This is a genomic window from Leuconostoc lactis KCTC 3528 = DSM 20202, from assembly GCF_014651235.1.
GTDB lineage: Bacteria > Bacillota > Bacilli > Lactobacillales > Lactobacillaceae > Leuconostoc > Leuconostoc lactis.
Window position 1 is genome coordinate 1 of sequence record NZ_BMWM01000012.1, and the last position, 23,033, is coordinate 23,033.

At 45.1% G+C, this 23,033-nt stretch carries 27 protein-coding genes, 1 tRNA gene, 1 other RNA gene and 1 other annotated feature; of the genes, 26 read left to right on the top strand and 3 right to left on the bottom strand.

The genetic code is table 11. The annotated features are described in order from the left end of the window. Positions 1-120: 120 nt before the first annotated feature. The 21 genes from nusG to proC all read left to right on the top strand — a co-directional run bounded on the left by nusG (position 121) and on the right by proC (position 14,415). Positions 121-747 (top strand): transcription termination/antitermination protein NusG, encoded by a 627-nt coding sequence (gene nusG, locus IE039_RS04560; protein WP_010004573.1) that lies wholly within the window; start codon positions 121-123, stop codon positions 745-747. Between the two features lie 112 nt (positions 748-859). Continuing rightward, a complete protein-coding gene (gene rplK / locus IE039_RS04565; RefSeq protein WP_010001472.1) occupies positions 860-1,324 on the top strand; it encodes a 50S ribosomal protein L11 in 465 nt (154 codons plus the stop codon). Continuing rightward, entirely contained in the window at positions 1,324-2,016 is a 693-nt protein-coding gene (rplA, locus tag IE039_RS04570) for a 50S ribosomal protein L1 (RefSeq protein WP_010001473.1), read from the top strand. Before rplK ends, rplA begins: the two co-directional genes overlap by 1 nt. 39 nt (positions 2,017-2,055) lie before the next feature. Next, positions 2,056-2,174: a sequence feature (ribosomal protein L10 leader region), on the top strand. A 28-nt stretch (positions 2,175-2,202) separates the two neighbouring features. Further along, positions 2,203-2,778 carry a 50S ribosomal protein L10 gene (gene rplJ / locus IE039_RS04575; RefSeq protein WP_010004572.1) on the top strand — a complete coding sequence of 192 codons (576 nt, stop codon included), beginning with the start codon at positions 2,203-2,205 and terminating at the stop codon, positions 2,776-2,778. A 56-nt stretch (positions 2,779-2,834) separates the two neighbouring features. Continuing rightward, positions 2,835-3,200 (top strand): 50S ribosomal protein L7/L12, encoded by a 366-nt coding sequence (rplL, locus tag IE039_RS04580; RefSeq protein WP_010001475.1) that lies wholly within the window; start codon positions 2,835-2,837, stop codon positions 3,198-3,200. Between the two features lie 120 nt (positions 3,201-3,320). Then, entirely contained in the window at positions 3,321-3,962 is a 642-nt protein-coding gene (locus IE039_RS04585) for a class I SAM-dependent methyltransferase (RefSeq protein ID WP_189428805.1), read from the top strand. Then, entirely contained in the window at positions 3,940-4,449 is a 510-nt protein-coding gene (tadA, locus tag IE039_RS04590; RefSeq protein WP_029509490.1) for a tRNA adenosine(34) deaminase TadA, read from the top strand. Before IE039_RS04585 ends, tadA begins: the two co-directional genes overlap by 23 nt. Before the next feature lie 62 nt (positions 4,450-4,511). Continuing rightward, positions 4,512-5,030, top strand: a complete 519-nt coding sequence (locus tag IE039_RS04595; protein WP_010001480.1) for an HD domain-containing protein — start codon at positions 4,512-4,514, stop codon at positions 5,028-5,030. Between the two features lie 23 nt (positions 5,031-5,053). Next, positions 5,054-5,141: signal recognition particle sRNA small type (gene ffs, locus IE039_RS04600), an RNA gene on the top strand. Positions 5,142-5,215: 74 nt separating this feature from the next. After that, positions 5,216-6,994, top strand: coding sequence for a DNA polymerase III subunit gamma/tau (gene dnaX, locus IE039_RS04605; RefSeq protein ID WP_189428806.1), 1,779 nt, complete (start codon positions 5,216-5,218; stop codon positions 6,992-6,994). A gap of 36 nt (positions 6,995-7,030) precedes the next feature. Beyond that, complete coding sequence (recR, locus tag IE039_RS04610) at positions 7,031-7,636, top strand: recombination mediator RecR (protein WP_010004631.1); 606 nt, start codon at positions 7,031-7,033, stop codon at positions 7,634-7,636. Beyond that, the gene (locus tag IE039_RS04615) at positions 7,633-7,893 is read left to right on the top strand and encodes a YaaL family protein (RefSeq protein ID WP_010004630.1); all 261 of its coding nucleotides are present in this window, start codon (positions 7,633-7,635) and stop codon (positions 7,891-7,893) included. The genes recR and IE039_RS04615 overlap by 4 nt, the downstream gene beginning before the upstream one ends. A gap of 47 nt (positions 7,894-7,940) precedes the next feature. Beyond that, on the top strand, positions 7,941-8,594 hold the full coding sequence (gene tmk / locus IE039_RS04620; RefSeq protein ID WP_010004629.1) for a dTMP kinase: 654 nt from the start codon (positions 7,941-7,943) through the stop codon (positions 8,592-8,594). Continuing rightward, positions 8,591-8,920 carry a cyclic di-AMP receptor DarA gene (gene darA, locus IE039_RS04625; RefSeq protein ID WP_010004628.1) on the top strand — a complete coding sequence of 110 codons (330 nt, stop codon included), beginning with the start codon at positions 8,591-8,593 and terminating at the stop codon, positions 8,918-8,920. The genes tmk and darA overlap by 4 nt, the downstream gene beginning before the upstream one ends. Continuing rightward, positions 8,920-9,840 carry a DNA polymerase III delta subunit-related protein gene (locus tag IE039_RS04630; protein ID WP_019041338.1) on the top strand — a complete coding sequence of 307 codons (921 nt, stop codon included), beginning with the start codon at positions 8,920-8,922 and terminating at the stop codon, positions 9,838-9,840. The genes darA and IE039_RS04630 overlap by 1 nt, the downstream gene beginning before the upstream one ends. Position 9,841: 1 nt before the next feature. Beyond that, positions 9,842-10,717 carry a 16S rRNA (cytidine(1402)-2'-O)-methyltransferase gene (rsmI, locus tag IE039_RS04635; RefSeq protein WP_010003764.1) on the top strand — a complete coding sequence of 292 codons (876 nt, stop codon included), beginning with the start codon at positions 9,842-9,844 and terminating at the stop codon, positions 10,715-10,717. Positions 10,718-10,757: 40 nt separating this feature from the next. Next, positions 10,758-11,489, top strand: coding sequence for an acyl-[acyl-carrier-protein] thioesterase (locus tag IE039_RS04640; protein WP_010003763.1), 732 nt, complete (start codon positions 10,758-10,760; stop codon positions 11,487-11,489). 45 nt (positions 11,490-11,534) lie between these two features. Beyond that, positions 11,535-12,527 carry a UDP-glucose 4-epimerase GalE gene (gene galE, locus IE039_RS04645; protein WP_010001491.1) on the top strand — a complete coding sequence of 331 codons (993 nt, stop codon included), beginning with the start codon at positions 11,535-11,537 and terminating at the stop codon, positions 12,525-12,527. 131 nt (positions 12,528-12,658) lie between these two features. Then, positions 12,659-12,731, top strand: a tRNA-Lys gene (locus IE039_RS04650). A gap of 225 nt (positions 12,732-12,956) precedes the next feature. Beyond that, positions 12,957-13,601: a deoxynucleoside kinase gene (locus IE039_RS04655; protein ID WP_019041830.1), complete on the top strand. Its 645-nt coding sequence runs from the start codon at positions 12,957-12,959 to the stop codon at positions 13,599-13,601. 46 nt (positions 13,602-13,647) lie between these two features. After that, positions 13,648-14,415 (top strand): pyrroline-5-carboxylate reductase, encoded by a 768-nt coding sequence (proC, locus tag IE039_RS04660; RefSeq protein WP_010003816.1) that lies wholly within the window; start codon positions 13,648-13,650, stop codon positions 14,413-14,415. Positions 14,416-14,470: 55 nt separating this feature from the next. Here the strand turns inward: proC and IE039_RS04665 are convergent, their stop codons facing one another. After that, positions 14,471-15,700 carry an aminopeptidase gene (locus IE039_RS04665; protein ID WP_189428807.1) on the bottom strand — a complete coding sequence of 410 codons (1,230 nt, stop codon included), beginning with the start codon at positions 15,698-15,700 and terminating at the stop codon, positions 14,471-14,473. Positions 15,701-15,879: 179 nt separating this feature from the next. Here IE039_RS04665 and IE039_RS04670 point away from each other — a divergent pair, with 179 nt between their 5' ends. From IE039_RS04670 to IE039_RS04680, 3 genes are read left to right on the top strand one after another with little or no spacing between them, the layout of a single operon-like run. Further along, positions 15,880-16,617 (top strand): GH25 family lysozyme, encoded by a 738-nt coding sequence (locus tag IE039_RS04670; RefSeq protein WP_068853067.1) that lies wholly within the window; start codon positions 15,880-15,882, stop codon positions 16,615-16,617. Continuing rightward, positions 16,614-17,615 carry a Gfo/Idh/MocA family protein gene (locus IE039_RS04675; RefSeq protein WP_068851597.1) on the top strand — a complete coding sequence of 334 codons (1,002 nt, stop codon included), beginning with the start codon at positions 16,614-16,616 and terminating at the stop codon, positions 17,613-17,615. Before IE039_RS04670 ends, IE039_RS04675 begins: the two co-directional genes overlap by 4 nt. A gap of 3 nt (positions 17,616-17,618) precedes the next feature. Further along, positions 17,619-18,938: a DEAD/DEAH box helicase gene (locus IE039_RS04680; RefSeq protein ID WP_189428808.1), complete on the top strand. Its 1,320-nt coding sequence runs from the start codon at positions 17,619-17,621 to the stop codon at positions 18,936-18,938. Between the two features lie 58 nt (positions 18,939-18,996). On the opposite strand, the gene IE039_RS04685 is transcribed toward IE039_RS04680, so the two are convergent. Further along, the gene (locus IE039_RS04685; protein WP_189428809.1) at positions 18,997-20,289 is read right to left on the bottom strand and encodes a hypothetical protein; all 1,293 of its coding nucleotides are present in this window, start codon (positions 20,287-20,289) and stop codon (positions 18,997-18,999) included. A gap of 83 nt (positions 20,290-20,372) precedes the next feature. Further along, positions 20,373-20,828: a hypothetical protein gene (locus IE039_RS04690; protein WP_010005932.1), complete on the bottom strand. Its 456-nt coding sequence runs from the start codon at positions 20,826-20,828 to the stop codon at positions 20,373-20,375. A gap of 205 nt (positions 20,829-21,033) precedes the next feature. Between IE039_RS04690 and IE039_RS04695 the strand changes: the two genes are divergently transcribed. After that, positions 21,034-21,723, top strand: coding sequence for a response regulator transcription factor (locus IE039_RS04695; protein ID WP_029509505.1), 690 nt, complete (start codon positions 21,034-21,036; stop codon positions 21,721-21,723). Then, positions 21,716-22,999, top strand: coding sequence for a sensor histidine kinase (locus IE039_RS04700; protein WP_189428810.1), 1,284 nt, complete (start codon positions 21,716-21,718; stop codon positions 22,997-22,999). The genes IE039_RS04695 and IE039_RS04700 overlap by 8 nt, the downstream gene beginning before the upstream one ends. Positions 23,000-23,033 lie beyond the last annotated feature (34 nt).

Genomic DNA, 23,033 nt, shown 5'->3' on the forward strand with positions numbered 1-23,033 from the left:
ACACCAATCGAGATCTTCTTACTTAATCTACGTCACTAAATTCGTTCAAGTTATTTCTTGCAATCTGCCATATCGAATGAAAGAAAGGGCTGTGTACCCGTAAGGGTACCGACAATTAAAATGACAGAAAATAACGAATTACCAGAAGAAAATGTTGTACCAACACCAAACACAGACGACATTGAAAAGTCATGGTTCGTTGTGCACACGTATTCAGGTTATGAACACAAAGTGAAGGCTAACTTGGAATCACGTACACAAACAATGGGTATGACGGAACAAATTTTCCGTATTTTGGTGCCAGAACAAGAAGTCACAACGATTCAAGATGGTGAAGCCAAGACTTCAGTTGAAAATGACTTCCCAGGGTATGTGTTGGTTGAAATGGCTACGCCACAAGACTACAACATGACAGATGAAGCTTGGTACGTTGTCCGTAACACGCCAGGTGTGACTGGTTTCTTGGGCTCGCACGGTGCCGGATCAAAGCCAAATTCTTTGTTGCCTGAAGAAGTTGATTTGTTGATGAAGCGAATGGGGATGGTCACACGTGAAGTGGTTGACCTTGATGTTGAAGTTGGGCAAATCGTTAAAATTATTGCTGGCCCATTTTCAGGCATGGAAGGCACAGTTGTCAGTGTGGATGCGGAAAAGCAAACACTTGAAGCAACGGTGGAAGTCTTTGGTCGTGAAACACCAACAGAATTGGATTTTGCCGATGTCGACACGGTCTTGGACGAAGCCTAAATAAAAGTATTGCAATTTGCTTTATTTTTTAATATAATGTATTGGTATGCCATCGGCATACGTGGGAGTAGCACTCAAGCTACGTCTACCACAACACGAGGAGGAAAAAATCGTGGCTAAAAAAGTTACACAAGTAGTTAAGCTACAAATTGCCGCTGCTAAAGCAACACCAGCACCACCTGTTGGTCCAGCTTTGGGACAAGCCGGCATTAACATCGCGCAATTCACAAAGGAATTTAACGCGCGTACTGCAGACCAAGCAGGTTCAATCATTCCGGTTGAAATCTCTGTTTTCGATGATCGTTCATTCGAATTCGTGACAAAGACACCACCTGCTGCTGATCAATTGCGTAAGATCGTTGGTAAGGGTTCAGGTGAACCTAACACTAAGAAGGTCGGAAACGTTACTTTGGATCAAATCCGTGCAATTGCTGAAAACAAGATGGCTGACTTGAACGCCAACGACTTGACAGCTGCGATGCGTATGATCGAAGGTACAGCACGTTCAATGGGTGTTACTGTTGATGGTGTTGACTTGACTGTTGAAGGTACAGCAATCAAGGAGGACGCAGAATAATGACTCAAAAGCATGGTAAGAAGTACGCCGCAGCCTTAGCAAAGGTTGACGCTGAAAAGAACTACGCCTTGAACGATGCCGTGGCATTGGTTAAGGAAATTGATTACGCTAACTTCGACGCATCAGTTGAAGTTGTCTTCAACTTGAACGTTGACACACGTCAAGCCGACCAACAATTGCGTGGCGCTGTTGTGTTGCCAAACGGTACAGGTAAGGACAAGAAGGTTATCGTCTTTGCACAAGGTGACAAGGCTAAGGAAGCGGAAGCTGCTGGGGCCGATGTTGTTGGTGCTGCTGACTTGGTTGCACAAATCCAAGGTGGCTGGTTAGACTTTGACACAGCTATTGCGACACCTGACATGATGGCCCAAGTTGGTCGTGTTGCCCGTGTATTGGGACCTAAGGGCTTGATGCCAAACCCTAAGACTGGTACTGTGACAATGGACGTAACTAAGGCTGTTTCAGATGCCAAGGGTGGTCAAGTGACATACCGTACAGACCGTGACGGAAACGTTGCTGTACCTGTTGGTCGTGTTTCATTTGAAGATGGTAAGTTGGCTGAAAACATCAAGACAATTGCTGAAACTGTTTTGAAGGCTCGTCCAGCTGCTGTTAAGGGCACATACGTACAACACGTATCAATTGCCTCAACATTTGGCCCATCAGTAACATTGGACATCAACACATTGTAAAATTTGACGATATCAACTTGGTTTGATATAATCATTTAAGTGAATTAAATCATTTTGCCTAAGACTCAGGTGGTACTTGTACCTTAATATCCTGCCGAGGAAGTTTTAAAAAAACTTTTCCCGTGCGTCTTTTGGTGCACGGGATTTCTTTTGCAAAATAATATTAAGGAAGGAGAATCACATATCATGAGTGAAAAAGCTATTGCGCTTAAGGCACAAAAGGTTGAAGAAGTTGCTGAACAATTCAAGAACGCTGCTTCAGTAGTTGTGGTCGATTCTCGTGGATTGACAGTTGCGCAATCAACAGAATTGCGTCAACAATTACGTGAAGAAGGCGTGTCTCTTGAAGTGATCAAGAACAAGATTTTGACACGTGCTGCTGAAAAAGCTGGTTTTGCTGAATTGAACGACATCTTTGTCGGTCCTTCAGCCGTAGCCTTCTCAAGTGAAGACGCTATTGCGCCATCACGTATCTTGAAGAAGTTTGCTGACACCAACGAAAAGTTGGAAATCAAGGGTGGTGTTGTTGACGGCAACATCGCTAACTTGGACGACATCAACAAGTATGCATCTTTGCCATCACGCGAAGGTTTGCTTGGTCAATTGATGGCCGAATTCCAATTCTCAATCCGTTCATTTGCATATGCTGTTAAGGCTGTGCAAGAGAAGTTGGAAGAAGAAGGTGGCGAAGCTGCTGCACCTGCTGCTGAAGAAGCACCAGTGGCGGAAGCTGCAGCCGAAGAAGCACCATCTGCTGAATAATCAGCAACAAGTTTTACTAACGACAACATCAAAACAAAAATTTGGAGGATTTAATCATGGCTTTTGATAAAGACGCGATTATCGCATCATTGAAGGATGCAACAATCTTGGATTTGGCTGAATTGGTTTCAGCAATCGAAGAAGAATTTAACGTTTCAGCAGCAGCTCCTGTAGCAGCAGCTGGTGCAGCTGACGGCGCAGCCGCAGCAAAGACAGACTTCGACGTAGAATTGACTTCAGCAGGTTCTGCTAAGGTTAAGGTTATCAAGGCAGTTCGTGAAGCAACTGGTCTTGGATTGAAGGAAGCTAAGGACTTAGTTGACAACGCACCTTCAATCGTTAAGGAAGGTCTTGACGAAGCAGCCGCTAACGAATTGAAGGCAGCTTTGGAAGAATCTGGCGCATCAGTAACTTTGAAGTAATTTCATTTGATGAAATAACGGATTGGTTATCATCACACCAATCGGTGTGGGATATGATTCGCAATATTAAAAGAGGTGCTTCGGTACTTCTTTTTTTGTACATAAACTTAAGGAGTCGTTATGACCACATCAAATGAAAAAATTGGCGGTGAAATGTATTTCACTGCGAATCCGAATTCTGAGCATCATTTCCAAAATTTTGATTTTGACCTGTTGGGGAATACCTTACACTTTACAACCGATAGCGGCGTTTTTTCTAAGTCGACGGTTGATTTTGGGACGCGTACGATGTTGGATGCCCTAGATAAAACAACCCTAACTGACGGGAAGGTACTAGATCTCGGTACTGGTTATGGTCCAGTGGGGGTTGCTATCGCGAAAAAATATCAACGGCCAGTGGACATGGTTGATGTCAATGAACGGGCGTTGGCTTTAGCACAACAAAACGCCAAGCAAAATGGGGTTGACCAGTTGGTATCCGTTTTCCAATCAGATATTTATCAACAAATCACGGATCAATATGCCTTGATTTTAACGAATCCACCGATTCGTGCCGGTAAAGAGGTGGTCACGGCGATGTTACAAGATGCTGTACACCATTTAGTACCAGGTGGTAAATTAATTGCTGTTTTACAGAAAAAGCAAGGGGCGCCTTCAGCACAAAAAAATATGTTGGCAGCCTTTGGAAATGCAAAAATTATTGCGAAAAACAAAGGTTACTATATTTTGGAGAGCACTTATGAGCCAGATACCTACATTTAGTGATGCGCAGATTGATTATTTTATGCAGGTGGCGCTAAACGAGGCCAAACTAGCCGCTAATGAAGGCGAAGTACCGATTGGCGCGGTGATTGTGAAAGATAATCAAATTGTGGCACGGGCGCATAACCATCGTGAAGCCCATCAGCTTGCCACAGCGCATGCCGAGTTACTCGCAATTGAAGCGGCTAACGATGCGTTACAATCTTGGCGTTTAGAAGACACGGCGTTATTTGTCACGCTTGAACCTTGTATTATGTGCGCTGGGGCGATCATTAATGCACGCGTCCCAGTGGTCTATTATGGTGCCGATGACGCCAAAGGTGGTGCGACACGTTCGTTGTATCAGTTGTTGGAAGATGAACGCTTGAATCATCGGGTTGTTGTCCATCCGCAGGTCCGCGGTGATGAGGGTGGGGCGCTGTTACAAGATTTCTTTGGCCAAATTAGAGCGCAACGGAAACGCAATAAAAAATCGCAAACATTGTAACGCCCATATTAATAATTTCGTAGTATAATAGCATCAGACTTATTAAAAGAGGCAAAATTTACATGCAAAATCCTAATGCTTGGCGTCTCGACCAAGAGTATTTAGCAATTGTTGACGATTTATTACAACACGAAGAAGTGCAACAACTCGCACAATATACACAACACCATTTTTCTAACCGGTTACGGCACTCTATCTCAGTTTCTTATCAATCTTACGTGATTGCCAAAAAAATTGGCGCTGATGCAACGGCGACGGCACGTGCCGGATTGTTACATGATCTTTTTTACTACGATTGGCGTGTGACGAAGTTTGAAGCGGGTTCACATGCTTATGTCCACCCACGTATTGCGCTTCAAAATGCCAAAAAGCTAACGTCTATTAGTGATAAAGAAGCGGATATCATTGTTAAGCACATGTTTGGTGCCACCATTGCGCTACCAAAGTACCGCGAAAGCTGGATTGTTTCAATCGTCGATGATTTCGCAGCGGTCAACGAATATTTGGTACCCAAGGCTTACTTAACTTACTTTAAGTGGCAAGCCAAGGTGACGAAGAAAGTGGCTGAAGTGTTTGCTTAAAGCAAAAAAATTAGATATAATAGAAAAGCAGGCAAGCGTCGACTCTCGAACCGGGTCAGGACAGGAATGTAGCAGCCCTAAGGTTGTTCGATGTTGTGCTTGTGTACATATTGACCGCATAGCGGTCTTTTTTTGTAAGTTAGCGTTGTAATTTGCAAAAAAAAGTTCCTCAGGAGGGGGTAACAGTGGCATATCAAGCATTATATCGGGTTTACCGACCACGGACGTTTGATGACATGATTGGTCAAGAAGTTATCACACAAACACTTAAGAATGCGATTGAAACAGAGCAGACAGGCCATGCCTATCTTTTTTCTGGGCCACGTGGAACAGGGAAGACATCCGCGGCTAAAATATTTGCGCGCGAAGTCAATGGGATTGATCCGCAAACGGATGATGCCCAAATTCCCGATATTGTAGAATTTGATGCGGCGTCTAATAGTCGCGTTGAAGATATGCGCGATATTTTGGCGAACGTGGATTATGCACCGATTGAAGCGAAATACAAGGTTTACATCATTGATGAAGTGCATATGTTGTCAAACAGTGCCTTTAATGCTCTTCTAAAGACGCTTGAAGAACCACCGGCAAATGTGAAGTTCATTTTGGCGACCACCGAGCCGCAAAAAGTGCCCGTGACGATTTTGTCACGGACACAGCGTTTTGAATTTAAACGGATTGCGACAGATGCCATTCAGGCACGGTTAGCCGATATTTTAACGCAACGTCAGGTCGCTTATGATGACGATGCGTTACGCATTATTGCCAACGTGGCAGAAGGTGGCATGCGAGATGCGTTGTCGATTTTGGATCAGGTGATGGCGTATGGCACAGATCGGGTGACGGTCGATAACGCCTTACAGGTCACTGGTTCGACAACAACAGCCCAACTATTGGCCTACATGGTCGCTGTTAGTCAAGGGGATACGCCAAAAGGGCTCCAGATTTTACATGATATTCTACTTGCCGGCAAAGATGCCCAACGTTTTGTGGTTGATGTGTTAGGCTTATTGCGCGATGTGATGATGACAAATGTCGCGCCTGATTTGATTAAAACAGCGATTGCTGTGACTGATCTTACGGCATTGGCCCAACAATTATCGGCTGAACGCATTCAACAGATGATGGTGATTCTAGATGACATTCAGCAACAGCTCATGCAAACGATGCAAAGTGATGTGTATTTAGAATTGCTCACGGTTAAACTGGCGATGACGGCTGCACCGCAAGCACCAGCGTCAGTCCAGTCAAGTGAAACAGTAACACCTGCACAACCCGTCAAAGTTGCACCACAAGTGGTTGCAGCGCAACCAACGTCAACACCAACACCAACGGTAACAGTTGAGACTGTACCATCAACGCCTACGCCAGTGCCACCAACATTGGCAACGCCACCAGTTGCACAACCAGTGGTAACTGCTGCGCCAACTGAAGAAGCAGCCGCTGCCAACCAGTTGTGGGCGCGTACGGGGCAAAATGCGGTCTTTGCCGTCTTACAAAAAGCGAAGCGGGAGACGCTTAGTCGCGTGAAGGCTGCTTGGTCAGACTTGATTAGTCAATTTGGTGTTGCTGAACAGGCCTTACTGACGATTGCCGCCCCGGTAGCTGCAAGTGAGGAAGGGCTTGTTTTAGCGTTTGATTTTCCACCTTTATTGGCACAAGCTTTACAAGATGCCGCCTTGCAAACAAAATTGCGGACAGCGCTGGCTGCACAACAATTGCCAACAGAAATGGTGTTGATTACCCAAGATAGCTGGCAACAAGAACGCTCTGATTATGTCGCGCAGTTAAAGGCGGGGACGACTCAACCTTTGAATTTGGCGGATATACCGAGAGTGAGCCAAACAACCACGACCCAGTCGCAAAGTGCACCGACACCAGAGCAAGCGGGGCTTGTGGAACCAGCGATCGTCGCTGAAGCTAAGAAATTGTTTGGCGCCGATATTGTGCATGTGATTGATTAATAGAGAAAGGATTGGCTGTGATAGCCTTGTACCATTATGGAATATCCAGAACCGATTGCAAAATTAATAGCAAGCTATACAAAATTACCAGGTATTGGGCAAAAAACAGCCACACGTCTGGCTTTTTATACCTTAGGTATGGCAGAAGATGATGTGATTGATTTCTCTAAAGCGCTCGCTTCTGCTAAAAATGATCTGACCTTCTGTGAGGTGTGTGGCAATATTACGGAAAAGTCAATCAATCCGTGCGTGATTTGTCAGGATCCGTCGCGTGACCAAACGACTGTTTTTGTGGTTGAGCATGCGCGTGATGTGATGGCGATGGAAAATACGCGTGATTATCACGGCTTATATCACGTGCTCAATGGTGTGATTTCACCGAGTTCCGGCACAGGACCAGAAGACATTAACTTGCCTAGTTTAATTCGGCGATTATCTGAACATCAAGAAATTAACGAAGTGATTGTCGGTACAAATGTCAACGCCGAAGGTGAAGCCACAGCGATGTATCTCGCACGGTTGCTAAAGCCCGCGGGGATTAAAGTAACTCGTTTGGCGCACGGTTTGGCAGTGGGATCAGATATTGATTATGCGGACCAATTGACGTTGATTAAAGCAGTACAAGGACGAACAGAATTATGATATTTCGTAAAAAGAAAGTAAATCTGCGACAAACTTATGACCAGGCCCTCGTTTTTCAAATTGATAAAGCCAAGATTGACTGGGATACGGCCCAAAATTCGGAAGAAGCATTGTTAGATGGCCAAGTCAATGTGCGGTTAATTCAAGCGCAAACTGCCCTGACAAAGGCCAAATTTAATTATCTCTATCGTGAAGCACGCCGCCGCAAGACAGTTGGGCATATGCAAACCCATGTCCTGAAAACTGATCGCATTTAATGTCAGTTAGGGTACTGCCACGATAAACAAAAAGGACAACAAGACACATGACGAAACCGCTATTTATTACTTTTGAAGGACCGGAAGGTGCGGGTAAGACAAGCGTCTTACAGGCACTGGTGGCTGAATTACAACCGCAGCTTGGTGAGGCACTGGTGACGACACGAGAACCTGGTGGCAATCCAATTTCTGAAGCCATTCGTGCGATTCTGCAACCAGCAGAAGATAATGGCATGGATGACCGCACAGAAGCCTTATTGTATACAGCAGCGCGCCGGCAACACTTGGTATCCGTCGTTTTGCCAGCACTTGAAGCAGGTAAAGTAGTGATTTCTGATCGTTACGTGGATAGTTCGTTGGCCTATCAAGGCGGTGGTCGTGGCCTCGGTGTCGATCATATTTGGCAAATTAATCAGTTTGCCATTGATGGCTTAATGCCTGATCTAACGATTTATTTTGATGTACCGGCCGAAGTTGGTTTGGCACGCGTGATGGCCAATCGTCAAGATAAGATTGACCGTTTGGATAAGGAATCGTTAGCCTTTCATCAAGCGGTGCGAGAGACTTATTTAGCCCTGCAACGTGATTTTTCTGATAGAATTAAATTAATTGATGCGACACAACCGCTAGAACAGGTCATTGCAGAGACACGCACATTGCTATTTGACATCATAGCATCGCGAAAGGAGTCATCATTATGAAATTAGTGACAGCTATTGTTCAAGACAAGGATGCAACCAAGCTTAGTAACGCTTTCGTCAAAGCTGATATTCGGGCGACACGCTTAACGACAACGGGTGGGTTCCTCCGTTCAGGTAACACCACTTTCTTGATTGCCATTGAAGATGCACGCGTCCAAGAAACGTTGGACATTATTCAAGAAGTGTCACAAACACGGAAACAATTTATGGTACCGCCAGTGAATTTAGATGCTGGTGGTGAACAAATCGGGATTTATCCGATTGAAGTTGAAGTCGGTGGCGCGACTGTTTATACGCAAAATATTGAATCATTCCATCAGTTCTAATGACACCGGAATTTATTACAACCGCAGAAAAGGTGTATCCGCAACAGATCACCCATTTTAAACAACTGATTGCGACAAATCAGCTCAGTCATCTGTATCTCTTTGTCGGCCCAAGCCAGCCAGAAAAGCTGGCTTTTTCGCGTTATTTGGCTTGGCTTATGGCTGGCGCGGATGAACGTCAGGCTATCCGGATCATGGCGGATGATCATCCCGATGTCAAAATTACGCAACCCAGCCTACCCAAAAGTGGGACAGGGACCAAGCGGACGTGGAAGGTTGACCAAATTCGGGCATTAAAACCAGAATTTGTCACAGTTGCGCAAGAAAGCCAACGCAAAGTTTTTGTGTTTGACGCCATCGAAACGTTACAAGCCGAGTCTGGCAATGCACTGCTTAAGTTTATTGAAGAGCCGGTTGGCCCGCAACTCATGATCATGTTGGCCGAAAACCTCAATGAGGTGCTGCCCACCATTCGATCACGGGCGCAAATTGTCCAATTACGCCCCGAAATTGCCTTGGCACAGCCAGATGATGAAGCCGAGCAGTGGCGTAAAACAATGCAACCAGTCTTATTTAAGTGGTTTGAACTAATGATGCAACGACGGGTGGAAGCTTTTGCGTATGTGCAATTGCAACTTGTCGATGCGTTGAAAGAAGCACCGCAGCAGCGTCTTTTTTTGGCCTGGTTACATGAATTGTCACCTGACACAGTTGTTTACGGGCAAATACCCGACGCACAGCTCCATTTCCCCACACTAGTTGGCTTATACAAAACTTTGCGACAGCACTATAGTCCACAACAGTTAGTGCGCGCGAGCGACGTTATTTTTGCTGATGACCGATTAAGCCAAACGAACGTGTCACTGCAAACACGATTTGAGAAAATGGTCTTGGAAATAGCCATGGCATTAGGAGAATAATATGCAACAACAAAAGAGTTTTGAACAGCGCGAAACCGGCACGCTCTATCTTGTGCCAACCCCGATTGGGAACTTGCAAGATATGACCCCGCGCGCCATTACCGTTTTGGCCGATGTTGATTTAATTGCAGCTGAAGATACGCGGCACACACAACAGCTCCTTAATCATTTTGACATTACAACCAAGCAAACGAGCTTTCATGAGCATAATTGGCAAGCTAAAATACCAGGCATAATTGCGGATTTACAAGAAGGCAAAAACATTGCTCAAGTGAGTGATGCGGGGATGCCGTCGATTTCTGATCCAGGAAAAGAATTAGTGGCCGCAGCGATTGCGCAAGGGATTGCGGTCGTCCCAATTCCTGGCGCAACCGCTGGTGTAACGGCGTTGATTGCCAGTGGGTTAGTACCGCAACCATTTTATTTTTATGGTTTCTTACAGCGGAAAAATAGCGACCAGTTGGCCGAGTTAGAACGCCTTGCTACGTTGCGTGATACAACGATTTTTTATGAGGCACCGCACCGCTTGAAACAAACCTTAGAAAATATTCAAAAGGTGATGGGCGCTGACCGACAAGTGGTTTTGGCGCGTGAACTAACGAAAAAATATGAAGAATTTTTGCGTGGGACAGTGGCCGAATTAGTGGCTTGGGCGAAAACACACGAAATTCGTGGTGAATTTGTTGTGATGATTGCTGGCTTTACTGGTGAGGAAACAGCAGCAACTGACAATGATGAGGCTGAGTTAACAGTCCAAGAAGCCGTGGCAAAGTTGGTCGCCAAAGGCTTAAAGCCTAATGCCGCCATTAAACAAGTGGCCAAAGCGCGTCAGCTTGATCGGCAAGCGGTCTATGCCGATTATCATGGCATTGATTAACGACTAACAGTCATACATTGGTACAGAATGAGGGGGGAACATGCAACCATTTGCGATGCAACGACACGTTGAATACTATGAAGCGGATATGACAGGGAAATTATCCTTGCCGATGATCTTAAATTGGGCCGTTTTGGCCTCGAAAATGCAAGGGGATGCCTTAGGGGTTGGGCAAGACGTGCACTTAGCGCGTGGCCTCGGTTGGGTTATTTTACAATATGAGGTCACGGTTAAGCGACGCCCTAAAATTAATGAGGCGGTTAAAGTCCAAACTTTTGCGGTAAAATATAATCCTTTTTTTGTGCGGCGGCCGTTTGCTTTTTTTGATGCCGCAGGGGAAGAAGTGATTCGCGTCGATTCAATTTGGGCCATGATTGACATTGAAAACCGGCGCATGGCCCGCATACCGGAAGATATTATTAATGCCTATCAAGCTGAATATGTAAAACAGATTCCACGTATTCCTAATCCGGCGCACTTTTCCTCAGATGAGGTTTACGAGGCCAAAGATTATCACGTTCGCTACTTAGATATTGATGCCAATCAACATGTGAATAACTCGAAGTATTTTGAGTGGATGCAAGATGTCATGGCACCTGAATTTTTAAATACCCATGAAGTGACCACAATTAATCTCCGGTTTGAAAATGAAATTCGGCTGGGGCATACGATCCAATCACAAGTCGTACACCAAGATCACGAGAGCAAACATCGCATTATGATGGGCGATGTCGTCAGTGCCGAGGCGGAATTCAAGTGGCGTGATGCTTAAAAGTGGTGTAAACTGAAAGTATCAATTTAGAATAAAGAGGCGATTATGTCAGTATTAGTATTAGGTGGCGCCGGCTATATCGGGTCACACATGGTAAAAACACTTGTTGAAGCAGGTCGTGACGTCGTTGTTGTTGATGCCTTGTTTACTGGGCATCGTGATGCCGTCCACCCAGACGCTAAGTTTTATCAAGTCGATATCCGCGATAAGGCCGCCTTATCAGCTGTCTTTGATCAAGAAGACATTGAACAAGTCGTGCATTTTGCCGCTTTTTCAATTGTGCCGGAATCGGTTGCTAATCCATTGAAGTATTTTGATAACAATACGAGTGGCATGGTAACGTTGCTGGAAGTGATGAAGGATCATGATGTGAAGCAGATCGTCTTTTCATCAACAGCAGCCACTTATGGTAACCCAGTCAACATTCCGATTAAGGAAACGGATCCACAAAACCCTATCAACCCTTATGGTGAATCAAAGTTAATGATGGAAAAGATCATGGCTTGGTCAGATCAAGCGGATGGTGTGAAGTGGGTGGCATTGCGTTACTTCAACGTGGCTGGGGCTGCGGAAGATGGCACAATTGGTGAAGATCACCAACCTGAAACCCACCTTGTACCAATTATTTTGCAAGCTGGTTTGGGTCAACGCGACTACATTGAAATGTTTGGTGATGACTACAACACGCCAGACGGGTTCAACGTTCGCGACTATGTTCACGTGTTAGACTTGGCAGATGCTCACATGCGGGCCTTGCAATATTTGGCTGATGGCAATGAATCGAACCAATTTAACTTAGGCTCAGCAACTGGTTTCTCAGTTAAGGAAATGGTGGAAGCCGCGCGTGAAGCAACCGGTGTTGATATTCCAGCCAAAATTGGCCCACGTCGTGCTGGCGATCCTGATATTTTGATTGCTAACTCAGATAAGGCACGTGATGTGTTGGGTTGGGCACCAAAATATGATAATGTGCAAGACATTATCAAGACAGCTTGGAACTGGCACCAAAGCCATCCAACTGGTTACAACGACAAATAAAGCAATGGATGCAAAACAGCGTTAGTGATGACTAACGCTGTTTTTTTAATAGTGTGCCATTAATTTTAGAAAAAGTGTTGCACAACATCAAAATGCATGCTATACTATTCTTTGTTGTGAAAGCGACATATGGACAGTTAGCTCAGTTGGTAGAGCAACGGACTCTTAATCCGTGGGTCCAGGGTTCGAGCCCCTGACTGTCCACTAACTAAAAGGCGATACAGAAATGTATCGCCTTTTTTTATTGTGATTGTCGGGTTGATCATAAAAAAGTAAAATGAATATGGGCTTAAGTGCTGATTTACCGCGGGTTAGACGATGTTTCAGGTGCTTACTGGCCAGCGTGATGGCCATAATTTTGCTGACCCAATCGCATGATTTTTGATATACTAGACTAGTACGTAACTGAAAGAAATTAGGAGAATTGGCATGATTGTATTATCAGGCACCATCGGCGCCGGCAAAACAAGTTTAACAGAAATGTTGGCTGACCACTTGGGGTCAAAGGCATTTTATGAAAGTGTTGATGATAATCCGATTTTGCCATTATTTTATGAAAATCCAAAGAAGTACGGCTTCCTATTACAGATTTATTTTCTAAATAAGCGTTTAGCCCAAATCAAAGCAGCACGTGCTACGGGGATGAGAAACATTTTGGATCGTTCAATCTATGAAGATGCGTTATTGTTCCAATTAACAGCTGATCTTGACCGCGCAACGCAAACTGAAGTCGATATCTATAAGTCTTTGGTGGATAATATGATGGCGGAAATTGCGGGTGTTGAAGACGTTAAGAATCCGGATTTGCTCATTCATGTGCGTGTCAGCTTTGATACCATGTTGGCACGGATTAAAAAGCGTGGCCGTTCATTTGAACAAATTGATGAAAATCCAGATCTTTATGACTATTACAAAGAGTTGAATAAGCGCTATGATGATTGGTTTGATGCCTATGATCGTTCACCAAAGGTGCAAATCGATGGCGACCGTTTTGACTTTGTAGCAGATGCTGAGGCACGAGCTAAAGTCTTAGAGATGATTGATAGTAAGTTAGCGGAAGTTCAAGACAAATAGTGACGATGGGCCATTTGGCTTGTCGTTTTTCAATAGGAGAAGGTATATGGCAAAGTACGGATTTATTGGCACGGGCAACATGGCACAAGCGATGATAAAAGGGCTATTAGCACGCCAAGTGGCACCGGCAGACATTGCCGTATCATCACCACATACAGCGGCAAAATTAGCCCAAGAATGGGGTGTACAGGCTTTGCCGGCTCAGCAACTAATTCAAGCAAGTGACGTGGTTGTTTTAGCTTTCTTGCCGAATCAATTAGCAGCAGTTGTCAACACGTTGGACTTTGGGCATAAATTAGTCGTTTCTGTGTTAGCTGGGATAACCGTTGACCAACTGGTCGCAGCGACGGGGACAACGCAGGTGGTACGGACGTTACCGAACATTAACGTGGCGATTAATCAAGGCATCACAGCCTATGCCAAAGCGTCATTGACAGCGGCTAACGCTACCGCCTTTCAGGCGTTTTCTGACCAACTCGGGCAAGCTGTTGCCGTACCTGAAGCAGAATTTGCGGCTTTCTCAGCCGTAGCTGGTTCAGGGCCAGCTTACGTTTTCAAATTCATTGATGCCTTGGCCAAAGCAGGGGTTGAAAATGGTCTGTCAGCTGAATTAGCAACAGCCATTGCCACCCAAACGGTGGTTGGTTCAGCACAGCTGTTAGCAGTCTCTGGACAATCAGCGCAAGCGATGCAAGATACCGTTGCGTCACCAGGCGGTTCAACACGTGCTGGGTTAGATGATTTGGCGCAACAACAATTTGATGCTGTTGTAGCACATGCTATCAAGGCAACCGTTGATCATAAGCATGCATAATGGCACAAAAAAACCGCAAAATATTTTTGCGGTTTTTTATTGCGATGATATAACGTTAAGCCCAATCACCGTTTCGGAAGACGGGCACAGTTTGGCCGTCTTGGGTGATACCATCGATATTCATATCGGCAGAACCAATCATGAAATCAACGTGTACATCTGAGATGTTCCAACCACGTTGAGCAAGGACTTCAGGTGCTTCAGTCTTACCACCGGTAATGTTTGAATTATAGGCCGCACCAAGGGCCAAATGGTCTGATGCATTTTCATCGAACAAGGTATTGTAGAATAAGACACCACCTTGGGCAATAGGGGATGGATCTGGAACCAATGACACTTCACCAAGTGACTTGGCACCATCGTCAGTAGCCAATAACTTTTCCAAAACGTCTTGCCCCTTCGTCGCAGTGGCCTTCACAATGCGACCATTTTCAAAGTCAAGGGCAATGTTTTCGATGACATTACCTTGGTAAGATAGTGGCATTGTAGCGGCAACGTGTCCATCAATGTGACGGTTATCGGGAGCGGTAAACACTTCTTCTGTTGGCATGTTCGGGATGAATACGTTACCGGCCTTGTCTTGTGACAAGGCTGCTTCCCAAATGTGACCTTCGGCAAGGCCAATTGTAAAGTCAGATACGGCATTCTTATAGCGTAGTGCTTTAAAGTTTTTGGCATTTAGCCAGTCGGCTTTAGCTTTTAATGTTTCAATGTGATCTGTCCAGTTTGCGATGGCGTCTGAGTCATCATCCACACGAACGTCCTTTAAGATTTCTTCCCAAAGACGTTCAACGGCTGCTTGACCTTTAAGGTCAGGGAAGACTTTTTCTGCCCAGGCTTGACCGGCAGCAGCAGCAACGAGCCAAGAAATATCATCTTTCATCGTAGCATCGCGGACACGATGCAGCGCTTTTTGCGTTGCTTTTGTATAAGTTTGCAAGCGGTCGGCATCAACACCAGCCAAACCGTCCGGATCTTGTGAGACGAGTGAAATCCGTGATGCGTACTTGTCCATCAAGGTGTTGGCCTTAAGGACCTCATATTCAGGGACGTTTTCAAGTCGATCGATTGGGGCATGGCTCAAAAATGACTTGGTAATGGCTTGATCTGACCATTCCATCACCACTTCGCGAGCGCCGGCTTCATAAGCGGCCGCAACAATTTTACGTGCAAAGTCAGCTGATTCAACAGACGCATATAAAATAATCGTTTGGCCAGGTTGGACATTAACGCCACGCTTGACAATCAATTCGGCATATTTGTTGAGTTTGGTTTCTAATGACATCGTTTTAGTGTGTTAGATGACAGGTATTCTAACACGTTCCTCCATAAAATTTCACAATATAATTATTATCTCATGAAAAAAGGCGCACGACAAGATAAAGCCGTGCAATAGCGACTTTGTGATATAAGCTTAATGTAATTGGCAGGCGCAATAGGCATAAATTTTGTATAATGGATATTATGACGAATGATGCGGCAATGAAACAAAAAATAAAAACAAATAACTGGTTGATGACGATAACGTGGCTGATTGTTATCGCTGGTATTTCAGCGACGGTTGCGGTGTGGTTGTTGGCTAAGCCAGTGGCAACGCAAACGCAGGCAACACCGGAAGGCTTTGCCGTGCAAGGCGTTGCGATTAACCAAACGTCAGGTTATGTTGATTATGGTAATTTAGCCACTAATGGCATTGACTTTGCCTATTTGCGTGCGACGACAGGGACATCATTTTTTGATGATGGCTATCAATCAAGTTATAGTCGTGCCGAGGCGGCAAAATTAAAAGTGGGTGCCATTCAAGTTTTTGATAACAGTATTGATGCGGCTGATCAAGCGCAATATTTTATTAGCCATGTTGCGGGTCATGTCGGGGAACTACCAATTGCCGTGTATGTGACCAACGATCAAGTAGCCACGCAAGCAAGTCAGTCACGATTGGCCAGCGTGATTCGGTTACTGGCGGCGCATTATGATAAGTCCGTTGTGATTTATACCACGCCAGCCGTGAAAAAGAAGTTATCCGGTACGATCCATCAGGCCAATTATTGGCTCATTGAAGATAATACGCGGGATCGGGCAGCCGACAATCAATTTATTCAATACAGTGAAGATCACACAATTGGCACAGGCTTAAAGGCTATCAAGATGCCAACTAGCGTGTTTAACGGAACCAGAAAGCAATTCGAGGCGATAAAATGATAAAACTAGGAACGATTGGGACGAATTGGATTACCAAAATGTTTATTGAAGCGGCGCTTCAAACTGGTGAGTATGAGTTGACGAAAGTTTATTCAAGGCGCCAGGCCGGTGGGGAAGCATTTGTAGCCGAACTGGGGTTGGAAAATGTCGATGTTGTTACAACTTTAAGTGACCTCTACACAGACCTTGACGTGGTCTATATTGCGTCACCAAATGCCTTGCATTTTGAACAGGCGAAAGTGGCCATCCAATCTGGTGTGCATGTGATTGTGGAAAAGCCAACCACGAGCAATCCAACAGAATTTGCTGCGATTGAGGCGTTATTGGCCAACCACCCAGATGTGCGTTATTTTGAAGCGGCCCGCCATGTGCACCAACCTAACTTTAAGATTATCCAACAGGCCATGGGTGATTTAACGCAGTTACAAGGCGCAACGTTGGTTTATCAAAAGTACTCCTCACGCTTTGATGCCTACTTGGCGGGTGAGGAACCCAACGTCCTCACGCGTGAATTTAGCGCCGGTGCTTTATATGATTTGGGTGTTTATCCGATTTATGCGGCGATTGCTTTGTTCGGGGCACCACGTGCTGTGCAGTATTTGCCAATCCTCTTAGCTAACGGTGCTGATGCCCGTGGGGTTGCCAACCTCTTTTATGATGACTTTAATGTCACCGCAATTTTTGGAAAAAATGCCAATTCTTACCTATCAAGTGAAGTTTATGGCTTAAAGGAAACCATCTCGACAAATAACATTGCTGAACTCGATACGGTGACTTTCCATGATGGCGAAGGGCACAGTACCGACATTGGGGAACGCCCCGATTCTAATCCGATGGTACGTGAAGCGCAAGACTTTGCAGCCATTATGAATGACCCCGTTGGTCACCATTTGCAGTATACGCAGTGGTTCCAACTTGCTAAACAAGTCAACCAAACGTTGTTTGACTTACGTTCGTCGGCTGGGATTGTTTTCCCAGCTGACCAGAAAGAAATGTAATTTATGCCAATTAAACCAGCGCTACAAGCGCAATTTGAACAACAATTTAAAGCCCAAACACCCATTCAAGCTGCTGTTTGGGAGAAGTTAACGCAGGGCGACAATATTTTCGGCCTAGCGCCAACTGGAACAGGGAAAACGTTAGCTTTTTTGCTGCCAATTCTTAGCCGAATTGACCCCAAAGTTAAGCAGACACAAGTCTTGATTTTGGCGCCAAGTCAAGAACTCGCCATGCAAACAACTGCTGTGGCTCGGGAATGGGGCGCTTTGGTCGATGTCTCGGTGACCAGTTTGATTGGTGGTGCCAATGGTCGCCGTCAAGCAGATAAACTCAAAAAAGATAAGCCACATATTGTGGTGGGGACATTAGGTCGTGTATTGACGATGCTTGATGGTGGTGCCCTAAAACTTAATGGTTTGCAAACCGTTATTTTCGATGAAGCAGACGCTATGTTGTCAGATGAACGGCGTGACAGTTTGCAAGAATTAGCAGCGCAATTACCAACAGACGTTCAACTTGGCCTGTTTTCAGCAACTTCTGGGGTTGATTTGAAATATGTCGCCGACACTTTTGGCCAAGAAGTCCGACCCGTATCAGTTGGCACGGATGCGCCAGCAGCGATCACGCATGAATTTCAATATGTTGACCAAAAGGCCAAGGCTAGTTTGTTGATTCAACTAGCCCGTAATAAGCAACAAGCTTTGGTGTTTTTTAATACGATTAGTGGCTTGGTTAATATGCAGGCGACGCTACGTCACGCGCATGCTAGTGTGATGAGTATTGGCAGCAATGACAAGCGACAAGTGCAGCGTGCAGATGCGTTACGTTTATTCAAAAAAGGCGAAGTGTCGCTGCTTTTGGTGACAGATGTCGCCGCACGTGGCTTGGATATTGAAGATTTACCATTAGTCGTGAACGCACAGTTACCACAACGGAAAAAAACATATATTCATCGCGCTGGCCGTACAGGCCGAATGGGTAAGCCAGGCCGCGTATTGAACTTAGGTAATGACCATGATATTCGTGATTTGAAACGCGAATTAGGGGATGATTTTGTCTTGGTGAAAGCCGCTAATACATTTGCCGATGCGAAGCAGGCGACACCGCAAAAAAGTACCGCTGCGGTCAAGGCTGCACGCGCAACTGCGCCAACTGATCAGGCAGGACACCAAGCGTCGGGCCAAGCGGCCAAACCAGTGACGCCACGTCCGACAGCTCAGGCGAAGACAGTACCGGTTGTTGAAAAGCCTAAGAAGAAAAAACGCTTAAAGGCATCCAAAGATAAGGGAAAGCCAAAATGGGCTAAAAAGTCGGCCGAGTAAGCCACATATCAAAAGGGTCACAGCTAATCATCAAGCTGTGACCCTTTTTTAATATGACTCAAGGGATGAGGTGTTGGAAAAGGGGTGTGTTCGGAATTTCAATTGATTTATGCAACGTGATGGGGGTATCATTGGCATTCGTCGTGTTAACAGTATAGTCGTAACGATAGTAGTTCTGACTTAAAGTGGCAGCATCGACATCTTTCGCATTTGGTGGGGTGATGAATTGATAGTGGCCAGGATTTTGTATGCTGTTATAGGGCGTGGCGATGAAATTGTTTTGGGCATCAAAAGTGAATTGATAACGGGTCGCGCCACCAGGTAGCATATTGAGATCAGGTAAAAAGGCTTTCGCAAAGATATGTGCTGTCGATCCCCAAAGGACGATACGATACGTGCCGTCAGGCATTTTAATGCGGGTTGCGATATCGCGTAAGTTCACAAAGGCCAGACCAATCGCCTGGCCTTTATCATCTGTTGCATCGGTGTAAATTTGGCCATCTTTGTAAATGACCCAACCAAACCCATTCCAAATGAGCTGGTCGTTGGTGGCCCCCTGCCAGATGACGGGTAGCGTCACTGAAGCGAGTTGACCAGTGTCATCGGGAATGGCCACAGTGGTCGTCCCCCAACTGATATGGTTACTTTTAAAAATCAGATTAGGATTGGCCGGTGAATGATACGTTGGCCCATCGTTTAACCAGGCAATGGCGATACCGACAGCATTAATTTGGGCGGTAAATTGGGCAATTGTTTGTGCTTTCAATTGTTGCATCAACGTGGCTAACGTTGGCTGTTGTGTCGGATCCCCACCTGCATCCAGATAGGCAGCGCGGATGGCCGACTGGAGATCGGTGTATTTATTTTGCCAATCTTGACTGGTTGCGCTGGCGGTTTTAAGTGCCGTAATGGCATTTAAAATCACTGGGCTGAGTTTATCGCTATCCAGCACTTGCCCATTTTGGTCCGTGAACGGATTATCGTTTGGTGGGGTAACGTAATATTGCGACAAATCAGGAATATTTAACGCCGTGGCAGTTGCCATAATAACTTGGTAGCGGTCGGTGATAGCAGCAGCAAGGACACTATTATCGTGCGTTAATTTGGTGATTGTCGCGGCGTTATGTGACAATGACGCTTGCGCGGTGGTGAGGGCTGATGTGAGCTGTGCGTTGTCTGCTTGACTGCTGGTTAATAAGTTTTTCATCCGCGTAATATTGTCGTTTAATTGCGCAATACCGGCAGTATTAAGTGGACTCACCCCTAAAAAATAATAGGCAGCTGAGGCAGTCCCAATCAGCACCGCGAGGGCAGTCATGAGGGGGACAACAAGTTTCGTACTTTTGAACATCGGGCTATTTCTCCTTTTTCTGTGTGCACTGTGCAAAAAAAGCTACCAGTCGATAGCGACTGATAGCTTTTTTTACGCAATGCTTAAGGATTAGCTGTTGATGTTTTGGCATTATTGGGATCAACATCGACAGTCCGATCGGTGACGCTGGTATTGGCATTGGCAGCAATGGCTTGCTGGGTGGTAACGTTAGTGCCAGTTTTGGGGTCGTTTAAGGCCGTATTGGCAGCATCAACGGCGGCATTAGCCGCCTTGATATTATCATTAGCATTTTGAATTTGCGCTTGTGCTTGCGCCAGGTCATCTTGGTGGTTTTGTTGCTCGGTATTAAACTTGTTCGTTAGGCCGGTTAGCGCATCTTGAATGGCCTGCATGCTCCCACTGAGACCTTGACTGGCTGTTGTCAAGGCACCGATGTTAGTGCTGGGACTTAGGACCCCAAAGAAATAAGTCGTTGCGGCGAAACCGGCAAATGAGAGAACCGGTAGGAGTAACAGGGTGAGAACAAACTTTTTGGAGCGCGTGTGTTTCTTGAACATAATCTTTTACTTTGTCTATTTTTGACGCACTAACCGATGATTATAAACGAACCAACCTATTATATTTATAATATCAATAATGTGATAGCTCTAGTATAAAACTTACGATGTGCAAGGTCAAGAATTTCTTAAGCAGGATTTAATCTCCTATTAATCACGGGGCATTACAATTAGAAGCAGAAAACGGTATAATGGAGATATGAAAATGGCTAAAGCAATTAAAATATTATTAATCGAAGACGATGTCAACTTGGCAGATAACATTGTCGGCTTTTTGCAAGATTTTGCCGATGTCCATGCGGTTGATAACGGCTTAGATGGTGAATTTGAAGGTCAGGAGTCACCCTATGACCTCATTATCTCGGATTTGATGTTGCCGGGCGAGAGTGGCTTGGAAGTGATCAAAAATTTGCGTGAAAAAAATATTGAGACCCCAGTCTTAATTTTGACAGCTAAAAGTTCCTTAGATGATAAAATCGAAGGCTTTAATGTTGGCGCGGATGATTATTTGACGAAGCCGTTCTATCGTGAAGAATTATTGTTACGGGTAAAGGCTTTGCTACGCCGTGCCGGTGTCTATTCTGAAGATAATACGATCGCGGTGGGGGATGTGCTCATTAACCTTGAGAATCGTGGTGTCCAAGTCCATGGGCAACCCGTCAAATTAGTCGGAAAAGAATTCGATATTTTGACGTACTTGGCACAAAATAAAAATATTATTGTGACGCGTGACCAAATCTTTGATCGTGTCTGGGGGATTGATTCCGACACAACGATTAACGTTGTCAATATTTATTTGAACAACCTCCGACGTAAGTTAGAGGCGGTTGGCCAACACGATCTGATTAAAACACTGCGCAATATTGGGTTTATTTTAGAGGTTGACGATGCCTAATGTCATCAATAAGCAACAACAAATTCGCGGCTTTTTGTTACTAATTGCGAGTTTCTTTGTCATTTTCTCGATTTTAGGTGGGGTCATGAATTGGTCTTACACGCGCACGGTCTTTCGTAATTCAGATGCGGCGATTACCCAACAAATTCGTAACTTTGAATTGGCGGGCGCTTTGGATAATGCTGACGCAACGGAGCGAAAAGCCCCACTGTTATTAGAAACCAATACGTTAGCCAATGTCTGGCTCTATGACAGTCATAAAAACTTAGTCTTAGATGCCCGTTTACCAGAGGCAACCAAAGAATTACTTAGTAAGCAATTCAAATATACGTCACGATTTGAATCTGATACGCCACAAACAGTACATATTGGGGATAATTATTATCGTGTGGCCAGTGTCACGTTTATTAAAGGCGCCAAAAATAATGATGGGCGTCCTGTCAAATATGGTGTGATCACAGTCAATGTTAATGATACAATTTACAACCTCAATCACTTTAAAAAGGTGATTCTCTGGTCGTTTGGCTCGTTTGGGTTGCTCGCTTTAATGGTGTCTTACTGGATTAGTTTAAAAAACATGAAGCCGATTTTGCGATCGTGGCAACAACAGCAAGACTTTGTGAACAATGCGGCGCACGAATTACGGACACCCATGGCCGTCATTCAAGGCAAACTCGAAAATATGTTAACGCATCCAGAATCCACAGTACGTGAACAATCTGATGCCATTATTTTGTCCTTATCAGAAGTGAGACGACTAACTTCGTTAACAAATAATATGTTAACGCTGGCGAAGTCAGGCTCGAATATGACCCCCCTTGAAAAAGAATCGACTGATATTAGTGATTTCCTATCGCAAATTGTTGCGCCATACCAAGAGATGGCAGAATTTGATGGCCAACAGGTGCTGTTGTCAGCGCGGGTTGGTCAGCGTGTGATGATTGATCAAAAGCGCATTCATCAGTTGATTGTGCTGTTGGTCGATAACGCCTTGAAATATTCTGAAGCCGGCGATACCGTATCAATCACTGCCATGATTGAAAAGCGGAAACTTGTCTTAACGGTTGCCGATACGGGGCGTGGTATCAGTGATGAGGCCAAAAAGCATGTCTTTGACCGTTTTTATCGAGAAGATAAGACAGGCAATCGAGAAACTGGTGGGACTGGCTTGGGCTTGTCCATTGCGGAGTGGATTGTCCATGCGCATGGCGGTAAAATTGTGGTGTTAGATAATCAACCAAAGGGGACGATTTTCAAAATCACGTTACCGCTATAACATACGAAAAATTGAAAGAAGCATGACCACGTTG

Coding starts and splice junctions, on each gene's coding strand:
- IE039_RS04630 (WP_019041338.1), top strand. CDS start 8,920: ATGACACCGGAATTTATTACAACCGCAGAAAAGGTGTATCCGCAACAG.
- IE039_RS04670 (WP_068853067.1), top strand. CDS start 15,880: ATGACGAATGATGCGGCAATGAAACAAAAAATAAAAACAAATAACTGG.
- IE039_RS04640 (WP_010003763.1), top strand. CDS start 10,758: ATGCAACCATTTGCGATGCAACGACACGTTGAATACTATGAAGCGGAT.
- proC (WP_010003816.1), top strand. CDS start 13,648: ATGGCAAAGTACGGATTTATTGGCACGGGCAACATGGCACAAGCGATG.
- tmk (WP_010004629.1), top strand. CDS start 7,941: ATGACGAAACCGCTATTTATTACTTTTGAAGGACCGGAAGGTGCGGGT.
- IE039_RS04695 (WP_029509505.1), top strand. CDS start 21,034: ATGGCTAAAGCAATTAAAATATTATTAATCGAAGACGATGTCAACTTG.
- IE039_RS04700 (WP_189428810.1), top strand. CDS start 21,716: ATGCCTAATGTCATCAATAAGCAACAACAAATTCGCGGCTTTTTGTTA.
- IE039_RS04665 (WP_189428807.1), bottom strand. CDS start 15,700: ATGTCATTAGAAACCAAACTCAACAAATATGCCGAATTGATTGTCAAG.
- rplL (WP_010001475.1), top strand. CDS start 2,835: ATGGCTTTTGATAAAGACGCGATTATCGCATCATTGAAGGATGCAACA.
- tadA (WP_029509490.1), top strand. CDS start 3,940: ATGAGCCAGATACCTACATTTAGTGATGCGCAGATTGATTATTTTATG.
- rplA (WP_010001473.1), top strand. CDS start 1,324: ATGACTCAAAAGCATGGTAAGAAGTACGCCGCAGCCTTAGCAAAGGTT.
- IE039_RS04585 (WP_189428805.1), top strand. CDS start 3,321: ATGACCACATCAAATGAAAAAATTGGCGGTGAAATGTATTTCACTGCG.
- rplJ (WP_010004572.1), top strand. CDS start 2,203: ATGAGTGAAAAAGCTATTGCGCTTAAGGCACAAAAGGTTGAAGAAGTT.
- IE039_RS04655 (WP_019041830.1), top strand. CDS start 12,957: ATGATTGTATTATCAGGCACCATCGGCGCCGGCAAAACAAGTTTAACA.
- IE039_RS04675 (WP_068851597.1), top strand. CDS start 16,614: ATGATAAAACTAGGAACGATTGGGACGAATTGGATTACCAAAATGTTT.
- rsmI (WP_010003764.1), top strand. CDS start 9,842: ATGCAACAACAAAAGAGTTTTGAACAGCGCGAAACCGGCACGCTCTAT.
- galE (WP_010001491.1), top strand. CDS start 11,535: ATGTCAGTATTAGTATTAGGTGGCGCCGGCTATATCGGGTCACACATG.
- IE039_RS04680 (WP_189428808.1), top strand. CDS start 17,619: ATGCCAATTAAACCAGCGCTACAAGCGCAATTTGAACAACAATTTAAA.
- recR (WP_010004631.1), top strand. CDS start 7,031: ATGGAATATCCAGAACCGATTGCAAAATTAATAGCAAGCTATACAAAA.
- nusG (WP_010004573.1), top strand. CDS start 121: ATGACAGAAAATAACGAATTACCAGAAGAAAATGTTGTACCAACACCA.
- IE039_RS04595 (WP_010001480.1), top strand. CDS start 4,512: ATGCAAAATCCTAATGCTTGGCGTCTCGACCAAGAGTATTTAGCAATT.
- darA (WP_010004628.1), top strand. CDS start 8,591: ATGAAATTAGTGACAGCTATTGTTCAAGACAAGGATGCAACCAAGCTT.
- IE039_RS04615 (WP_010004630.1), top strand. CDS start 7,633: ATGATATTTCGTAAAAAGAAAGTAAATCTGCGACAAACTTATGACCAG.
- IE039_RS04685 (WP_189428809.1), bottom strand. CDS start 20,289: ATGTTCAAAAGTACGAAACTTGTTGTCCCCCTCATGACTGCCCTCGCG.
- IE039_RS04690 (WP_010005932.1), bottom strand. CDS start 20,828: ATGTTCAAGAAACACACGCGCTCCAAAAAGTTTGTTCTCACCCTGTTA.